General features: G+C 65.4%; 17 protein-coding genes. 6 read left to right on the plus strand and 11 right to left on the minus strand.

Translation table 11 applies throughout. From position 1 onward, the window contains the following. Nucleotides 1-136: 136 nt before the first annotated feature. The 7 genes from acpP to ACIGJC_RS10160 form a co-directional block, all read right to left on the minus strand. Entirely contained in the window at nucleotides 137-376 is a 240-nt protein-coding gene (acpP, locus tag ACIGJC_RS10130) for an acyl carrier protein (RefSeq protein ID WP_008644813.1), read from the minus strand. A gap of 169 nt (nucleotides 377-545) precedes the next feature. Further along, nucleotides 546-1295, minus strand: a complete 750-nt coding sequence (fabG, locus tag ACIGJC_RS10135) for a 3-oxoacyl-ACP reductase FabG (RefSeq protein ID WP_483708649.1) — start codon at nucleotides 1293-1295, stop codon at nucleotides 546-548. Between the two features lie 25 nt (nucleotides 1296-1320). After that, nucleotides 1321-2250 carry an ACP S-malonyltransferase gene (gene fabD, locus ACIGJC_RS10140; RefSeq protein WP_483708650.1) on the minus strand — a complete coding sequence of 310 codons (930 nt, stop codon included), beginning with the start codon at nucleotides 2248-2250 and terminating at the stop codon, nucleotides 1321-1323. A gap of 69 nt (nucleotides 2251-2319) precedes the next feature. Further along, the gene (locus ACIGJC_RS10145) at nucleotides 2320-3300 is read right to left on the minus strand and encodes a beta-ketoacyl-ACP synthase III (RefSeq protein WP_483708651.1); all 981 of its coding nucleotides are present in this window, start codon (nucleotides 3298-3300) and stop codon (nucleotides 2320-2322) included. 52 nt (nucleotides 3301-3352) lie between these two features. Further along, nucleotides 3353-4429 (minus strand): phosphate acyltransferase PlsX, encoded by a 1077-nt coding sequence (plsX, locus tag ACIGJC_RS10150; protein ID WP_483708652.1) that lies wholly within the window; start codon nucleotides 4427-4429, stop codon nucleotides 3353-3355. Nucleotides 4430-4580: 151 nt separating this feature from the next. After that, the gene (rpmF, locus tag ACIGJC_RS10155) at nucleotides 4581-4760 is read right to left on the minus strand and encodes a 50S ribosomal protein L32 (RefSeq protein WP_008644820.1); all 180 of its coding nucleotides are present in this window, start codon (nucleotides 4758-4760) and stop codon (nucleotides 4581-4583) included. Nucleotides 4761-4879: 119 nt separating this feature from the next. Next, nucleotides 4880-5473: a YceD family protein gene (locus ACIGJC_RS10160; RefSeq protein ID WP_483711513.1), complete on the minus strand. Its 594-nt coding sequence runs from the start codon at nucleotides 5471-5473 to the stop codon at nucleotides 4880-4882. Nucleotides 5474-5642: 169 nt separating this feature from the next. Here ACIGJC_RS10160 and ACIGJC_RS10165 point away from each other — a divergent pair, with 169 nt between their 5' ends. Beyond that, a complete protein-coding gene (locus ACIGJC_RS10165; protein WP_483708653.1) occupies nucleotides 5643-6242 on the plus strand; it encodes a Maf-like protein in 600 nt (199 codons plus the stop codon). Nucleotides 6243-6258: 16 nt separating this feature from the next. Further along, entirely contained in the window at nucleotides 6259-6990 is a 732-nt protein-coding gene (locus tag ACIGJC_RS10170) for an SAM-dependent methyltransferase (protein ID WP_483708654.1), read from the plus strand. 57 nt (nucleotides 6991-7047) lie between these two features. Here ACIGJC_RS10170 and ACIGJC_RS10175 read toward each other — a convergent pair whose 3' ends face one another. From ACIGJC_RS10175 to ACIGJC_RS10190, 4 genes are read right to left on the minus strand one after another with little or no spacing between them, the layout of a single operon-like run. Continuing rightward, on the minus strand, nucleotides 7048-8232 hold the full coding sequence (locus ACIGJC_RS10175) for a S49 family peptidase (RefSeq protein WP_483708655.1): 1185 nt from the start codon (nucleotides 8230-8232) through the stop codon (nucleotides 7048-7050). Nucleotides 8233-8259: 27 nt separating this feature from the next. Next, nucleotides 8260-8664 carry a Rieske (2Fe-2S) protein gene (locus tag ACIGJC_RS10180; RefSeq protein WP_483708656.1) on the minus strand — a complete coding sequence of 135 codons (405 nt, stop codon included), beginning with the start codon at nucleotides 8662-8664 and terminating at the stop codon, nucleotides 8260-8262. Then, entirely contained in the window at nucleotides 8657-9316 is a 660-nt protein-coding gene (locus ACIGJC_RS10185) for an HAD-IA family hydrolase (RefSeq protein WP_483708657.1), read from the minus strand. Before ACIGJC_RS10185 ends, ACIGJC_RS10180 begins: the two co-directional genes overlap by 8 nt. Further along, entirely contained in the window at nucleotides 9297-10358 is a 1062-nt protein-coding gene (locus tag ACIGJC_RS10190) for an RluA family pseudouridine synthase (RefSeq protein WP_483711514.1), read from the minus strand. The genes ACIGJC_RS10185 and ACIGJC_RS10190 overlap by 20 nt, the downstream gene beginning before the upstream one ends. Nucleotides 10359-11126: 768 nt before the next feature. On the opposite strand from ACIGJC_RS10190, the gene ACIGJC_RS10195 reads away from it, so the two are divergent. The 4 genes from ACIGJC_RS10195 to moeA all read left to right on the plus strand — a co-directional run bounded on the left by ACIGJC_RS10195 (nucleotide 11127) and on the right by moeA (nucleotide 17436). After that, a complete protein-coding gene (locus ACIGJC_RS10195; protein WP_483708658.1) occupies nucleotides 11127-14219 on the plus strand; it encodes an Rne/Rng family ribonuclease in 3093 nt (1030 codons plus the stop codon). Nucleotides 14220-14384: 165 nt separating this feature from the next. Further along, nucleotides 14385-15509 (plus strand): GTP 3',8-cyclase MoaA, encoded by a 1125-nt coding sequence (moaA, locus tag ACIGJC_RS10200; RefSeq protein WP_483708659.1) that lies wholly within the window; start codon nucleotides 14385-14387, stop codon nucleotides 15507-15509. Nucleotides 15510-15534: 25 nt separating this feature from the next. Continuing rightward, a complete protein-coding gene (gene mobA, locus ACIGJC_RS10205) occupies nucleotides 15535-16134 on the plus strand; it encodes a molybdenum cofactor guanylyltransferase MobA (RefSeq protein WP_483708660.1) in 600 nt (199 codons plus the stop codon). A 15-nt stretch (nucleotides 16135-16149) separates the two neighbouring features. Next, nucleotides 16150-17436 (plus strand): molybdopterin molybdotransferase MoeA, encoded by a 1287-nt coding sequence (gene moeA, locus ACIGJC_RS10210; RefSeq protein WP_483708661.1) that lies wholly within the window; start codon nucleotides 16150-16152, stop codon nucleotides 17434-17436. The last annotated feature ends 132 nt before the right edge of the window (nucleotides 17437-17568 follow it).

Consider the following 17568-nt stretch of genomic DNA (forward strand, 5'->3'; position numbering starts at 1 on the left):
CCGGCCAGTCAGGTCCGCGCGGCATGAGCCTTGATTCTGCGTCTTCGAACAGACGAAAGCCACAGAAAACAGCAAGGCGCTACCGCAACGGTGCGCCCACCCGCCTTCTGTGGCTCGGAATTCAGATACGACTGGCTTAGGCCTTGACGTGCGCGGTGGCGTAGTCGATTGCCTGCTGCACGGTCGTGATCTTCTCGGCTTCCTCATCAGGAATTTCCATGCCGAATTCATCTTCCAACGCCATCACGAGTTCAACCGTGTCCAGCGAGTCCGCACCGAGATCGTTCACGAACGAGGATTCGTTCTTGATGTCTGCCTCGGCCACGCCAAGCTGTTCTGCCACGATTTTCTTGACGCGTTGTTCGATATTGTCCATGTAACCCTCCAGGGAAGTTCGACAAAAAGTGGGCGCATTTTAGCAGGTTTGGGGCGTCAGAAATGCCGCCTGCCAAGCTTTGCAAGAATCGCACCCGATTGGTTCGGAAAACTACTACTTCAGGCAGCTTCTTCCGGCTTCTTCTCCGAAAGAGCCGCCCAAAAACCTTTTAATTCATGTACATGCCGCCGTTCACATGCAACGTCGTGCCGGTGATGTAGGCAGCCTGCGGACCGGCCAGGAAGGCCACCGCATTGGCAATATCTTCCGGCTGACCCAGACGTCCAAGCGGAATCTGCTGCTTGAGCGAAGCATGCTGCTCTTCGGACAGCGCCTTGGTCATATCGGTGTCGATAAAGCCCGGCGCGACGCAATTGACGGTCACGTTGCGGCTGCCGATTTCGGCCGCCAGCGAGCGGGTCATCCCCGCCACGCCCGCCTTGGCAGCCGAGTAGTTCATCTGGCCCGGATTGCCCACCGAGCCGACCACCGACGTGATGTTGATGATGCGGCCCTGGCGGGCTTTCATCATCGGGCGCAGCACCGCACGAGACAGGCGGAAAACCGAGGTCAGGTTGGTCTGGATGACCGCCAGCCAGTCCTCGTCCTTCATGCGCATGGCGAGCTGGTCCTGCGTGATGCCGGCATTGTTGACCAGCACGCCGATACCACCGTGGCCCTTCACGATCTCGTCGATCAGTGCGTCGCAGGCGGCAGCGTCGTTCACGTTCAGCACGGCACCCTTGCCCTTCAGCCCTTGCGCGCCGAGGTATTCGGTGATGCCGGCAGCGCCCGATTCGCTGGTGGCGGTACCAATCACGGTGGCGCCCTGGCGGGCCAGTTCCAGCGCAATGGCGCGGCCAATGCCACGCGAAGCGCCAGTGACCAGCGCGACCTGGTTATCGAGGAGTTTGGTCATTCGATTTGTCCTTTCTTGCAGGCGCTTACTTCAGCAGCGCCAGGGTGTCCTGCAGCGAGGCGGGATCGAAGATCGCGCCGCCCACCAGGTTGCCGTCGATGCGCTTGGTCATGCCAGCCAGCACCTTGCCGGGGCCGCATTCGATCACGTGCGTAACGCCTTCCGCGGCCATCTTCTGCACGCATTCCACCCAGCGCACCGGCGCAGCCGCCTGGCGCACCAGCGCGTCCTTGATCGCATCCGGATCGTTGACGATGGCGACATCGACATTGTTGACCAGCGGAATCGCCGGCGCCGAGAACGTCAGTCCGGCCATGCGTTCGCGCAGGCGGTCCGACGCCGGCTTGAGCAGCGACGAATGGAACGGCGCCGACACGGGCAACGGCAGCGCGCGCTTGGCGCCCTTGGCCTTGGCCACTTCGCACGCCTTCTCGACGCCGGCCTTGCTGCCGGCGATCACGACTTGCAACGGCGCGTTGAAATTCACCGCCTCCACCACCCCGGCGGCCGATGCTTCGGCGCAAACCGCGCGCACGTCATCATCCGACAGCCCCAGGATCGCGGCCATGCCACCCGCGCCCACCGGCACGGCCTCTTGCATGGCTTGCGCGCGGAAGCGCACCAGCGGCACGGCGTCGGCAAACGGAATCACGCCCGCTGCCACCAGCGCCGAGTACTCGCCCAGGCTGTGACCAGCAACCAAGGCAGGCACCGGGCCGCCGGCGTCGAGCCACGCGCGGTAGATCGCCACGGCCGCGGTCAGCATGACCGGCTGCGTGTTCGTGGTCAGGTTCAGTTCTTCAGCCGGGCCTTCGGCGATCATGCGGCCGATATCCTGGCCCAGCGCCGTCGACGCTTCCTCCAGGGTCGCGCGCACCGCGGCGTTGTCGGCGAACGCATTGAGCATGCCAACCGATTGCGAACCCTGGCCGGGAAATACGAAAGCAAATTTCATCGGAGTGCTATCCCAGAAATTGAATACCTGTAGCCGCGCGGCCGACCTTGCCTGCCGCGCCGGCTGTCATTACATGCGCAGCAGCGCAGCGCCCCAGGTGAAGCCGCCACCCACGCCTTCCAGCAGCACGGTATGCCCCGGGCGGATACGGCCGTCGAGCACAGCGGCGTCGAGCGCCAGCGGAATCGAAGCGGCCGAGGTATTGCCGTGCTCGTGCACGACGGCCACCATGCGGTCGGCAGGCAGGCCAAGCTTGCGCGCGGTGCCCTGCATGATGCGGATATTGGCCTGGTGGGGAATCAGCCAGTCGACCTGCTCGGGTTGGATCTCCGCCGCGGCCATCGCCTCGCGCGCCACTTTGTCCAGCACCGTCACGGCAAGCTTGAACACCGCCTGGCCGTCCATATGGAGCAAGGGATTGCCGATGATCGCGCCGCCCGCGACGTTGCCTGGCACGCACAGGATATCCACATGGCTGCCGTCCGAGTGCATGGCCGTCGACAGGATGCCCGGCTCGTCGGAGGCCGTCAGCACGACCGCGCCCGCACCATCGCCGAACAGCACGCAAGTGGTGCGGTCGTTGAAGTCGAGAATCCGCGAGAACACTTCCGCACCGATTACCAGCACATTGCGATGCGAACCGCTGCGGATGAACTTGTCAGCGGTGGCCAGCGCATACACGAAGCCCGAACACACGGCCTGCAGGTCGAATGCCGCGCACTGGTTGTTGATGCCAAGCTTGTTCTGGACGATGCACGCCGTGCTCGGGAACACGAAGTCCGGCGTAGACGTCGCGACGATAATCAGGTCGATGCTCTGGCGGTCAATGCCAGCCGCCTCGATCGCCTTTTCGGCAGCCTTGACGGCCAGATCGCTGCTTGCCACGTCAGGCTCGGCCCAATGCCGGGCCGAGATGCCGCTGCGCGAGAAAATCCACTCGTCGCTGGTCTCGATGCCCTTTTCGGCCAGCTGCGCCGCCAGATCATGGTTGGTCACGCGCTGCGGGGGCAGGTAGCTCCCGGTACCGATGATTTTTGCGTACTTGGTCATGTAGTGTCGGATCGATTTGTCCGTATGGCAGCCCAGGCGCCGGCCCGATGCATCAGGCGGCGCGGGTGCTGGGGTGCGGGGTCGGTGCTGTCTCCGGGCCGCCCGGCGCAGCGCCCGCAGCGCTGGTCTTGTCGGCGAATGCCCTTGCTATGCGTTCGATGACGCCATTCTTGGCGGCATCATACCCGCGTTTGATCGCCCACTCAAAGGAATGGGCATCGGCCGACCCGTGACTCTTGATCACCAGTCCGCGCAGACCGAGCAGCGAAGCGCCGTTGTAGCGCGCCGGATCCAGCCGCTTGGCCAGGCGAGACAGCACGGGCATGGCAATGCCCGCGAGCAGCTTGGTAAACCAGGAACGGGTGAACTCTTCCTTGATCATGCCGCCGATCATCTTCGCCAGGCCTTCGGTGCTCTTGAGCGCCACGTTGCCGACGAAGCCATCGCAGACGACGATGTCGGTCGTGCCCTTGAAAATGTCGTTGCCTTCCACGTTGCCGTGGAAATTCAACTCCGACGCACGCAGCAGTTCGCCCGCGCGCTTGACCACCTCGTTGCCCTTGATCACTTCCTCGCCGATATTGAGCAGGCCTACCGTCGGGTGTTCCTTGTGGTCCACCACGGCCACCATGGCCTCGGCCATGCGCGCGAACTGCAGCAGGTGCTCCGGTTCGCAATCGGCGTTGGCGCCAAGATCGAGCACGGTGGTGCCCCAGCCCTTCTCGTTGGGAATGGTGGTGGCGATGGCCGGGCGCTCGATGCCTTCAAGCGTCTTCAGCACGTAGCGAGACACCGCCATCAGCGCGCCGGTATTGCCAGCGGAAATGCAGGCGCCAGCCAGGCCTTCCTTGACCTGGGTCACGGCGACCCGCATCGAGGAATCCTTCTTCTTGCGAAGCGCCACTTCCACCGGGTCATCCATGGTGATGACCTCGGTCGCCGGCACGATGGTGACGCGCGCATGGTTCTGCGCGTGCAGCTTTTTCAGCTGCGCCTGGATGGCGTCGGGCAGGCCGACCAGCACCACCTCGGCATCGTCATGACTGGAAAGAAAACTGATCGCCGCCGGGACAGTCACGGAAACGCCGTGGTCGCCGCCCATGCAGTCGATAGCGATTTTGATCGTCATTGTTCCGGATACGGATTACGCATCGGCGCCGGCGGAAAGCCGGTTCGCATCGCGAGCGCCCAACAAAAAAGCGGCAACGATCTTGCCGCTTTTTTGTCTCTGACCTACAGGCATGCGCGAGCGAGACGCAACGTCACGCCGAACGAAGCGATCAGTCGTTCTTGGTCTTGATGACCTTGCGACCACGGTAGTAGCCGTTCGGGCTCACGTGGTGGCGCAGGTGGGTTTCGCCGGTGGTCGGCTCGACGGCCAGCGGAGCGACCGACAGGTGGTCGTGCGAGCGATGCATGCCGCGCTTGGACGGCGACTTCTTGTTCTGTTGAACAGCCATGATGACTCCTTCGAGAATTTTTCAATATTAACACACGCATCCCGCACTAGGCGTAGCCGGGGCCCGGCCGGATGCATCAACCACCACCTGCAAGACCTTGCGCGCGCCGCCCTGCGGCATCAATGCTTGGTCTTCAGGCCGGCCAGCGCCGCGAAGGGCGATGGTCGCTTTTCCTCTTCCTCCGGTGCAGCCTCGGGCTCCACCTCGCCATCGGCGCCGGTCACGAGACTCTCGTGCACTGCCGGGCAGACAGCATGCTTGGGTGCCGCAGGCAGCGCCAGCAACACCTCGTCTTCAATCAGTTCAAGCAACGAAAATCGCTTGGAGCCGGCAATCGCGTCGAGCTCGTCATCGTCCATCGGCGCGCTGTCGGCCGCCTCATCGCTGGCGAACACCTCAAAGCGCATGGACGTGGCAACGGGCTCCGCGTAGACCCCAAGGCAACGCTGGCAGCTCAGCCAGACGTGACCGTTCACGGAAAGATCCAGGAACAGGCGCTGCACCACGGGCGCGCCGGGCGCCGACGCCTCTTCGCGCGCGAACCCGGTGGCCGCATAGGCGAACACCTCGTCTGCCGCCGAAGCTGGCGCTTGCGCGGCCGTCTCGGCTAAGATGCGCGGCAAATCCCGCACCGCCACCTGGCCGGCTGTGCTAACGCCTTTGCGGCAGAAAGCAAAGAGATCCAGCTCGCGCAGGTCGATCGACTCGGTCATATGGCTGCTCATGCATGGTTCGCTACATCCTGGGCCATCAGGCCTTTCAGGCGGCACGGCAAACCATGCTCGGATGCGGCGAAACGCGGGATTATAAGACGAAACCTGCTGCCCGGTCAAAGGTCTTGAACGCTTTAACCTTTGAATTTCTGTTCCGCTTCAATCACTTATGCATTTACAACCACTTCCCAGATTGATCCTGGGCTCCAGTTCGCCGTATCGGCGCGAGTTGCTTGAGCGGCTGCGCCTGCCTTTCGAGGTGGCGGTGCCCGATATCGACGAAACCCCGCTGGACGAGGAAACGCCTGAGGCCACCGCGCTGCGCCTGTCGCTGAACAAGGCTGAGGCCATCGCCCTGCGCCACCCCGGCACCCTGATCATCGGCTCGGACCAGGTGCTGACGCTCGACGGCCGGCAGATGGGCAAGCCCGGCACCCACGACAAGGCGCGGGAGCAACTGCGCCTGATGCGTGGACGTACCGCGACCTTCCATTCCGCGCTCTGCCTGCTCGATGGACGCAGCGGCCAGTCGCAGCTTGCCGACGTGCAGACGCGCGTCACCCTGCGCGACCTCAGCGACGCCGAGATCGATGCCTACCTAAACCTCGAAAAGCCGTACGATGTCGCCGGCAGCGCCAAGTCCGAAGGCCTGGGCATCGCGTTGCTGTCACGCGTGGAATCGGATGATCCCACCGCGCTGGTCGGCCTGCCGCTGATCACGCTGACGACGATGCTGCGCCAGGCCGGTTACCCATTCTTTGCCGCATGAGCGGCGCCCCCATACGATGAGCGGCACCCTTTACCTGATCCCCAACACCCTGGGCAAGCGCGACGAAGCGGACCCGCTGCCGGACGTCATCCCTGCGGGCGTCCAGCAAGTTGCCGCGCAACTGGACTACCTGGTCGCGGAGAACGCCAAGACCGCGCGCGCTTTCCTCAAGAAGCTGGGGGAGACGTGCCCGCTGGCACGACCGATCCAGCAGATCGAAATTCGAGAACTGAATGTCAACACCCGCGCCGATGCACTGGCTGAACTGCTCGCGCCGCTGGCCGAGGGCCGTGACGGCGGGTTGCTGTCGGAAGCCGGCGTGCCCGCCGTGGCGGACCCCGGCGCCGAACTGGTGCGACTGGCCCATGCGCGCGGCATCCGTGTTCGCCCGCTGGTCGGGCCCAGTTCGATCCTGCTCGCGGTGATGGGCTCGGGGCTGAACGGCCAGAGCTTTGCTTTCAACGGCTACCTGCCGGTGGACGCCGACGAGCGCGCGAAGCGGCTGCGCGAACTGGAACAGCACTCGCGCAAATTCCGCCAGACCCAGGTGTGGATTGAAACGCCCTACCGCAACGGCGCCCTGCTCGATGCACTACGCCAGCACTGTGCCGGCACCACGCTGCTGTCGGTAGCGGTGGACCTGACGCTGCCAACCGAGACCATCGTCACGCTGCCGCTCGCGCAGTGGCGGCCGGACCGGCTCGACCTGCACAAGCGCCCCGCCATCTTTTCCTTGCTCGCCGACTGAATCGGCGCAAATGAGGGGAAGTCTCCCGGCGGACGGAATCCGCCGGGAAGCCCGCGCCTAGCGCATGCCTTTCAGCCCGGTGCTCCAGAGCATCGTCTTCATCGCAGCCGCGCCCATCGCGGCGCCAAAGCGCTTGGCCACGCGTTCGGCGATGTTCTCCTTGACGGTGTAGTCGACGATGTCCTCGGCCTTGAACAAGTCGCGCGCCACGTAGTCGGCGCCGCCCAGGCCGTCCGCCAGCCCCAGTTCGACACTGCGCTCACCCGACCAGAACAGGCCCGAAAACAGCTCAGGATCGTCCTTGAGGCGATCGCCGCGCCCCTCCTTCACCACGTCGATGAACTGCTGGTGGATTTCCTTGAGCATGGCTTCCGCGTAGGCCTTCTGCCGGGGCACCTGCGGCGAGAACGGATCCAGCATGCCCTTGTTGGCGCCCGACGTGTACAGGCGGCGCTCCACGCCCAGCTTGTCCATCAAACCCGTAAAGCCGAAACCGTCCATCAGCACGCCGATCGAGCCGACGATACTGGCCTTGTCGACATAGATCTTGTCCGCGGCGGCCGCCACGTAATAGCCTCCGGATGCGCAGATCTCTTCGACGACCACGTAGAACGGCTTGGACGGGTACAGCCCGCGCAGGCGGTGGATCTCGTCGTTGATGATGCCCGCCTGCACCGGCGAGCCGCCGGGCGAGTTGATCTTCAGGATCACCCCGGCGGCATTGCTGTCGGCAAACGCCGCCTGCAGCGAGGCGTTGATCGATTCCGCGCTGGCCGGGGTCCCCGCTGCAATCTCGCCGTCCAGCGACACCATGGCAGTATGTTTGCCCGTGCCGATGGCACTGTCGCCCTTGAAGTCGAACACGGCGAAAAAGATGCCCAGCAAGACAGCCAGGCCGGCGAAACGGAAAAAAATGCGCCAGCGGCGAGCGGCACGTTGCTCGCGCAGCGTCGCCATCAGCACTTTTTCAAGCACGTCGCGCTCCCAGCCGGCACCACCGCCGACCGGCCCGCCGCCCTTGCCACCCTCTATGCGCGTCTTGCGCTCGCCAGCCTCACGCCGTGCGGCGTCATCGGAGGCACGCAACTCGCGCTCGAGCGGATAGTCCGCCTTGTGCGCCGTCTCCAGACGCTCCGCCTCGGTCGCACCGCTCGCCGGACCCGGCGCCGCGGCGGGGCTTGTACCGGCGTATTCATCCGGCTGACCCGATTCGCCCGAAGGCGGTTTTTGCTGTTCTGTCATGCAAGTGGCTCGTGGAAGGGCTCTGGGTTACGCAGTGCTCGCCGGCAACTCCGCTGGTCGGTATGGCGCTTCAGGCACCCAGAATACCTTGCCGTCGCGCTCTTCGATACGCAATTTAGCCAGGGAAGCTCCCCGGCAAGGACCGCCGACACACAACCCGCTGTCGGGCTCGTACATGGCCCCATGTGTCGAACAGATCAAGTATAGGCCCGAGGACTCGAAAAACTGCCCTTCCTGCCAGTCCAGCTCCATGGGCACGTGGGCGCACTGGTTCAGGTAACCATGCACCGCACCATCGAAGCGCACAGCGAAGGCCGCCAGCCGGCGCGACTGGAATTCCACGGTGAAACGCACGCCCGCTCCGCCGTCGATCAGCGTGTCGGCTGGACACAGGAACTGCGCGGCCACGCCGTCGACACTGGCCTCAGGCATTGGCCAGCAGCCATTCCGTCAGGTCACCGATGGAGCTCGCGCAGTGGACAGGCGCCATGGCGCGCAGCGAATCCCCGGGATGCGCGCCATATGAAACGCCGATGCCATGGGCACCCGCATTGAGGGCCATCTGCAGGTCGTGTGTCGTATCGCCGATCATCACCGTGCGGCCCAGGTCCTGGCCCAGTTCACGGGTCAGTTCCTGCAACATCGCCGGATGTGGCTTCGAAAACGTCTCGTCTGCGCAACGCGTGGCATCGAACAGCCGCGTCAGGCCGCTCGCAGCCAGTGCGCGTTGCAGGCCGACACGTGTCTTGCCCGTCGCCACGCCAAGGAAATAGTGCTCGCCGTGCAGCGCCTCGAGCATTTCGCGCACGCCGTCGAACAGCACCAGGTCGGCATCACGTGTCAGGAAATGGTAGCGATACCGTTCAGCCAGACGGGGATAGTCGGCCGGGTCCAGGGTCGGAACGGCATACGACAGCGCGTCTTTCAGGCCGAGCCCGATGACATGGCTGGCGGCACTGTCGTCGGGAACCGGCAGCCCGAGGTCCCGGCTGGCCAGCTGGATACATTTGGCGATGGTCGGGGTGGAATCCATCAGGGTTCCGTCCCAGTCGAACACGATCAGGTCAAATTGTTGCCTGGCCATTACTTTCCTTGTTGGCGTGAGCGGCGCCCGACTCCGGGGCGCCCTGGTTTTTCTGGCTACGCAATTGTTGCAGGAATCCGGTGCATTCGTCCGGCAGGGGTGCCGACACCACGAGCGGTTCGCCGGTCCCCGGATGGACAAACGTCAGCTTGTGCGCGTGCAGGAACATGCGCTTGATGCCCGGCCGCGCGCTCGCCCGGGCCAGCTGCTTGTTCAGCGCAAAGTCGCCGTACTTCTCGTCGCCGACAATGGGAAAGCCGGAGTGCGACAGGTGCACGCGAATCTGGTGCGTGCGTCCGGTCTTCAATTCCGCTTCCAGCAGCGTGAAGCCCGGGAAGGCCTCGATCCGGCTGAACACCGTGTGCGAGGCCAGGCCGTCCTCCTGAACGCGGACCCGGCGCTCGCCGTCCGGCGTGCTGTATTTATACAGAGGCAGGCGGATATGCTGGCGGCTGTTCGCGAACTCCCCGGCCACGCAGGCGAAGTAGCGCTTGTCCATGCTATTGCCACGGATCTGTTCGTGCAGGTCAACCAGCGCCGACCGCTTCTTGGCCAGGACCAGGATGCCGGACGTCTCCCGGTCCAGGCGGTGGACCAGCTCCAGGAATTTGGCCTGCGGCCGCGCCTTGCGCAGCTGCTCGATCACACCGAAGGCCACGCCCGAGCCGCCATGCACGGCCACGCCTGCCGGCTTATTGATGATGAGCAGGTGCGCGTCCTCGAACAGGACCGGAAAATCGGCCGCCGGCACGGGTTGTCGGCCGCCGGCTTGTGAAGATTCCGCCACCCGCATGGGCGGAATACGAACCACGTCGCCGATCTGAAGACGATAGGTGGCGTCGATGCGACCCTTGTTGACACGCACCTCTCCCGACCGCAGCACCCGGTAGATATGGCTCTTCGGCACCCCCTTCGATATCTTCAGCAGGAAGTTGTCGATGCGCTGCCCTTCGGCGCCTTCGTCAATCGTGACATACGCCACCTGGGGAGCAGCCGGCGCGGACTTTGCCCCTGTTTCAATTTGATGGCGTAACTCATTCATTTTCAATATAATTTCCTCGCTGTTCCGGCCAATGACCGGCAGCACAAGGCCTGTGTAAGCGATTTATCGCATTTTACACTTGGGGTTGCCGTCAGCCCTTCCGTCTCCCGCTTATTCGCGTAACCCGCAGGCGCCAGACGGGCAAATGACGGCAAAGCAGCACGCGCGCAATTGCCGGCGCGCAGGAAGTCGCCCAGAGGTGGCTTCGGCAAGGCCGGCAATTTCGTGGGAACAAAGTGTTCAGGTAAAACAGAATTCAAGGCGGATGCCCGGTGGCATCCGCTTCGGTGAGAGAAAGTCCCGCCGCACCGGGAAACGGTGCCGGCCGGCAGGCGTGCCTGCCACCTGACTAGAAATACCGGCGCCCGGTCGCAGAACTCCAAGAAGTAGTAGGTGCGCCCGCCAGGAGATGTCAGGTAGCAAATGGTCGCCGTGCCGCGTCCGAAAAACTTGCTCTTTGACGCGTCTAGGCCTTCCGTGGCCGGCCGCGATGTCGCCGGCGCCGTTTGCGCCGGCCCCGCATCGCCGCCGGCATCCGGGAATACGCCGGATTTCTGCGACAAGAGCAGCAGCCGGTGTTCTTTCCCGCCACGCGGACGTTCTCCCAGACGTCGTCGCCTTTCTTTCACCCGCGCCCAGCCGGTTGCGTCTTGACGCAATTTGGCGCTTTTCGGCAATTCTCGCGCCTCGCTTCGCTCCCTTGCGTGCTTCATCGATTCGCCGCGGACACTGCTTGACGGTGCCATCCGCGACACTGGAGTTATTGCGATGAAACGCATGCTGTTTAACGCGACGCAACAGGAGGAGTTGCGCGTCGCCATCGTCGACGGTCAGAAGCTGATCGATATCGACATCGAAACCGCCGGGCGCGAACAGCGCAAGGGCAATATCTACAAGGGTGTCATCACCCGCATCGAACCCTCGCTGGAAGCCTGCTTCGTCAATTACGGCGAAGAACGCCACGGTTTCCTGCCCTTCAAGGAAGTCGCCCGCGCCTTCTTCAAGGAAGGCATCGACGTGCGCAACGCGCGCATCCAGGACGCCCTCCATGAAGGCCAGGAACTGATCGTCCAGGTCGAGAAGGAAGAGCGCGGCAACAAGGGCGCGGCCCTGACCACGTTCATCTCGCTGGCCGGCCGCTACCTGGTGCTGATGCCGAACAACCCGCGCGGCGGCGGCGTGTCGCGCCGCATCGAAGGCGAAGACCGCCAGGAACTGCGCGAAACCATGGCGCAGCTGGCCGTACCGGACGGCATGAGCATCATCGCCCGTACCGCCGGCATCGGCCGCTCGGCCGAGGAACTGCAGTGGGACCTGAACTACCTGCTGCAACTGTGGAAGGCCATCGACGGCGCCGCCGGCGACAACAAGGCCCCTCTGCTGATCTACCTGGAATCGAGCCTCGTCATCCGCGCGATCCGCGATTACTTCCAGCCGGATATCGGCGAGATCCTGATCGATACCGACGAGATCTACGAACAGGCCCGCGCCTTCATGAGCGTGGTGATGCCTGACAACATGAACCGCGTGAAGAAGTACCGGGACGACGTGCCCCTCTTCTCGCGTTTCCAGATCGAGCACCAGATCGAGTCGGCCTATTCCCGCATGGTGATGCTGCCGTCCGGCGGCGCCATCGTGATCGACCACACCGAGGCCCTGGTCTCGGTCGACGTCAACTCGGCCCGCGCCACCAAGGGCGCCGACATCGAGGAAACCGCGTTGCGCACCAACCTGGAGGCGGCCGACGAGATCGCGCGCCAGCTGCGCCTGCGCGACCTGGGCGGCCTGATCGTGATCGACTTCATCGACATGGAGTCGGGCAAGGCCCAGAAGGATGTCGAAACCCGCCTGAAGGACGCCCTGCGCCACGATCGTGCGCGTGTGCAGATGGGTAAGATCAGCCGCTTTGGCCTGATGGAGCTGTCGCGCCAGCGCCTGCGCCCGTCGCTGTCGGAGGGCTCGCACATCACTTGCCCGCGTTGCAACGGCACGGGCCACATCCGCGATACCGAATCGTCCGCCCTGCAGGTGCTGCGCATCATCCAGGAAGAGGCGATGAAGGAGAACACCGCCGCCATCCACTGCCAGGTGCCGGTGGAGGTCGCCGCCTTCCTGCTGAACGAAAAGCGCCAGGAAATCAACCTGATCGAGCTGCGCTTCAAGGTCAATGTGCTGCTGATTCCGAACAAGCACCTGGAGACGCCGCACTACAAGCTTGAGCGCCTGCGCCACGACGATCCGCGCCTGGAGGAAGGCACGGCCAGCTACCGCATGGCCGAAGCCGCCGCCAAGGAACTGGAAGCCGATACCAGCTACAGCAGCCGTAAGAAGGAAGACGCCAAGCCGCGCCAGGAAGCAGCGGTCAAGGGCATCACGCCGGAACAGCCGGCGCCTGTCTCGGTGCCTCGCGCCGAGCGCGCTCCGCGCCCGGAGGCCGCTCCGGCCGCCCCGCCGGTGCCGGCGACGAAGCCGGTCGAAGGCGGCGGTTTCATCGCCTGGCTGAAGGGCCTGTTTGGTGTCCGCCCGGCGGCGCCGGTGGTGGTCGAGCCGGCCAAGCCGGTCGCCAGCGAAGCGCGCAACCCCGAAGGGCGCCGCGAGCGCGGCCAGCGTGGCGAAGGCCGCGGCCAGGGCCAGCGTGGGGAACGCGGCGAGCGTGGCGAACGCGGTGAGCGCACCGAGCGTGGTGAACGCGCCGAGCGCGGAGAGCGCCAGCGCGGCGAACGCGGTCCGCGCGGCGAGCGTACCGAGCGCCAGGGTGGCGAGCGGACTGAACAACGCGAACCGCGCGAGCCGCGCGGCGAGCGTCAGGGCCGCCAGCCGCGCCAGGGCGACGCCCAAGCCACGCCCGCACTGGCCCGTCAGGCCGATGCCGCACAGGGTGAACGTGCCGAAGGGCGCCAGGAAGGCCGCCGCGACCGCAATCAGGATCGCCGCGAACGGCAGCGCGAGCGCCAGCGTGACCGTGGCGATGCGCGCGAAGCAGAAGCCGGCGAAGCCGCACCGGTGGAAGCCGTAGCTGCCATCCAGGCCGCTGCCAGCCTGCCGCAGGCAGCGTTCGAGGATACGCAAGCCGAGGCACCGCGCGCCGACCTGCCAGAAGGCGCTGAAGCCGCGACCGAAGGTGGCGAGGGCGAAGAACGTCGCCGCCGCAACCGCCGTGGCCGCAACCGCTATCGCCGCGAACGCGACGATTCGGTGCAGGGTTCGCAGGACGATGCCGAAGGCGATACGCCTGCGGAGATCGTGGCCGAAGCGACCGTCGCCGTGGCCGCCGAAGCCGCCGCACCGGCTCCGGCCGCTGCGGTAGCCGAAGTCCGGGAAGTCCGTGCAGTCGAAGCCGTCGCAATCATCGCGGAAGCGCCGGTTCAGGCTGTCGAGGCAGTTGCCGCCCCGGTGGCCGAAGTCAGGGCCGAACCGGTTGTGACGCAGGCACCTGCTCCGGTGATTGCCCAAGCCCCGGCCGCCGAAGTCGCACCGGCGCCAGTCGTCGTCGAGCCGGTAGCCGTGGCTAGCGAGCCTGTAGCGCCCATGCAGGCCGAGCCGGCCGCCGCCATCGTGCAGCCCGCCGTCGCACCCGCCGTGGTGGAAGCGCCGGCAGCACCCGTGGCCTCCACGGCTGCCGCACCGGCCACCGTGTCGCCGCTGCCGATGGAAGGCCTGCAGCCGATGCTGGCCACGGCCGGCCTGGAGTGGGTCGGCACGGACAGCGAAAAGCTGCGCGCAGCACAGGAGGCCGCCGCACGCATCGTGCCCGCGCCGCGCGTGCCGCGTGAGCGCAAGCCGCTGCCGCCGTTGCCGCAAGGCCCGATGATCCTGGTCGAGACCGGCGGCCGCGAGGTCGAATCGAACGCGCAGCAGTAAGCGCCACATTTCCTGTCCACGGGAAATCGAAGGGGACGGCATGGCCGTCCCCTTTTTCATGCAGGGGCAATCCGGATCCCGGCAGCCGGCCTCGGCTAGAATGGCACCAGAATGCATCCGATCCCCCGAGCCTGGCTCCCCGGACGCATCGCCCACCCACAGGCCATGACCGAAACCGTCATTCCGATCTTCGACCTGCGCGATCATCGCTACCGCTCGATGACGCCCAGCATCCCTGAAACGCTGGCAGAGCCTTCCGGGCTGGTCGCCGATACCCGGGCGCGCCCGCTGCACGACCTGCGTATCTCGGTGACGGACCGCTGCAATTTCCGCTGCGTGTATTGCATGCCGAAGGAAGTCTTCGACAAGGACTACACCTTCCTGCCGCACTCCGAACTGCTCAGCTTCGAGGAAATCGAGCGTACGGCACGACTCTTCGCCAGCCTGGGCGTCGAAAAAATTCGCCTGACTGGCGGCGAGCCGCTGCTGCGCAAGAACATCGAGAAGCTCGTCGAGATGCTGGCGCGCATCGAGACCGCCTCTGGCAAGCCGCTGGACCTGACGCTGACTACCAATGCATCGCTGCTTGCGCGCAAGGCGCGGTCGCTGCGCGATGCCGGACTGAGCCGCGTGAGCGTGAGCCTCGACGCCATCGACGATGCCACCTTCCGCCGCATGAACGACGTGGACTTTGCCGTGGCCGACGTGCTGCACGGCATCGAGACCGCGCAGGCGGTGGGGCTGGCGCCGATCAAGGTCAATATGGTGGTCAAGCGCGGTACCAACGACGCCGAGATCGTGCCGCTTGCCCGCCACTTCCGTGGCAGCGGCATCATCGTGCGCTTTATCGAGTTCATGGATGTCGGCGCCAGCAACCACTGGCAGATGGACGAAGTGCTGCCGTCCGCCGAAGTGGTCCGCCGCATCGACGAAGCCTTCCCGCTGGAGCCGGTGCAAGCCAACTACGCCGGCGAAACCGCCGAGCGCTGGCGCTACCGCGACGGCGGCGGCGAGATCGGCGTGATCTCCAGCGTGAGCCACGCGTTCTGCGGCGACTGCAGCCGCATCCGGCTGTCGACCGAAGGCCGCCTCTACCTGTGCCTGTTCGCGACCGAGGGCTATGACCTGCGCGCCCTGCTGCGCGGCGGTTACAGCGATCTGCAGGTGTCGAACGCCATCGCGCAGGTCTGGCAGGGCCGCACCGACAACTACTCCGAGCAGCGCAGCAACCCTGCGGTGCGTCAGGCCCGCGCCGAACGCAAGATCGAAATGTCATACATCGGCGGATAACCCGCCGCCGGACCCAATCTCTCCGATGATTGCACGCGACGACATTACCGGCCTGATCCTGGCAGGCGGCAGGGGCAGCCGCATGGGCGGCACCGACAAAGGCCTCCAGCCCTTGCACGGCACGCCCATGGCCATGCACACGCTGATGCGGCTGACGCCGCAGACCGGGGCGCTGATGATCAACGCGAACCGCAACCTGTCGGCCTATGAATCGTTCGGCGTGCCGGTGGTGACCGACTCGGTGCCCGACTTTGCCGGACCGCTGGCCGGCATGCTGGCCGGGCTCGAGCAATGCCCCACGGGCTGGATGGTCACCGCGCCCTGCGATTCACCGTTCCTGCCTGCCGATCTGGTGCAACGGCTCGCCGACGCCATCGAAGCCGAAGGCGCCGATCTGGCGATCCCGGTCACGGTCGATGCGGACGGCCGCCGCCAGTTGCAGCCGGTCTTTTGCCTGATGCCGGTAGGCATGCTGGACGACCTGCTCGCCTACCTGAACGGCGGCGGACGCAAGATCGAAACCTGGGCGGCCTCGCACCGGCTCGCGGAAGTCCTGTTCGATGACGCCGGCGCCTTTGCCAATATCAACACCCTCGACGAGCTGCGCACGCACGACGCCGGCTGAAGGCCCGTTCCCACCATGCCATCCCTGCAATCCGTCATTTCCTGCCTGTCCGACTACGACCCCACCGCCCTGCCCGTGGCGCATGCCAACCGCATCATCGGCGAGGTGGTGGAGCCGGTGCGCGGCATCGAGCAGGTGCCCATCCGCAGCGCACTGGATCGCGTTCTGGCCGAAGACATCATCTCGCCGATCGACGTACCCGCGCACGACAACTCGGCGATGGATGGCTATGCCTTTGCCAGCAGCGCGCTACAGTCCGCCGCAGGGCACGTGGAACTGGAAGTCGCGCGTGAGACCGCATTCGCTGGTGGTGGCGCCGGCACCCCGCCGGGCGCAGGCCAGGCCGTGCGCATCATGACCGGCGCGGTCATGCCAGCAGGCTGCGACACCGTGGTGCCGCAGGAGTTTGTGGAACCATCGGCCGATGGCAGCCGCATCCGCTTCGCCGCCGACACGGTGCGCGCTGGCGACAACCGGCGCCTGCGCGGCGAAGACCTGGCGCGCGACCAGGCTGCGTTGCCGGCTGGGCGCATCATCCAGCCGGCGGACCTGGGCCTGCTGGCCTCGCTGGGATTTGCCGAGGTACGGGTGCGCCGGCGCCTGCGCGTGGCTTTCTTCTCGACGGGCGACGAGTTGCGCTCGATCGGCGAGCCGCTCGATCCGGGCTGTGTCTACGACTCGAACCGCTATACCTTGCACGGCATGCTGCGACGCCTGAACGTCGAGCTGATCGACATGGGTGTGGTGCGCGACGATCCCGCTGCACTGGAAGCCGCGTTCCGCTCGGCCTGCGAGAATGCGGACGCTGTCATCACCTCTGGCGGCGTCTCGGTCGGCGAAGCCGACTACACCAAGCAGATCATGGCCAGCCTGGGCGACGTCACCTTCTGGAAAATCGCCATGCGACCCGGGCGCCCGATGGCATTCGGGCGCATCGCCTCGGGCGGACGCGACGCGCTACTGTTCGGCCTGCCCGGCAATCCGGTGGCCGTCATGGTCACCTTCTACCATTTCGTGCGCGCCGCACTGCACCGTCAAATGGGTGCCAGCGTGCCGCCGCTGCCGCTGATGCGCGTGCGCAGCGCCCAGCCGATCCGCAAGAAGCCCGGCCGCACCGAGTACCAGCGCGGCATCCTGGCGCGCGGCGAGCAGGACTGGGAGGTGCGAGTGACCGGACAACAAGGCTCCGGCGTGCTGCGCTCGATGAGCGAAGCCAATTGCTTCATCGTACTGGCGCACGAGCAGGATTCCGTCCGGGCCGGCGATCTGGTCGATGTTCTGCTGTTCGACGGGCTGGTCTGAGCTTAGAACCGCGGGCCCGGGCGACGCCAATGTGTCGTTTTTGCGCCGCATATTGACGCTCACTGTTGGCGGTAGCGGGTGAAATGGACGCCACGCCATTGCCGGGCTATGCGTGGCAACGGGCAATCGCTA

This window comes from Cupriavidus sp. C3SS-1 (genome assembly GCF_057073755.1).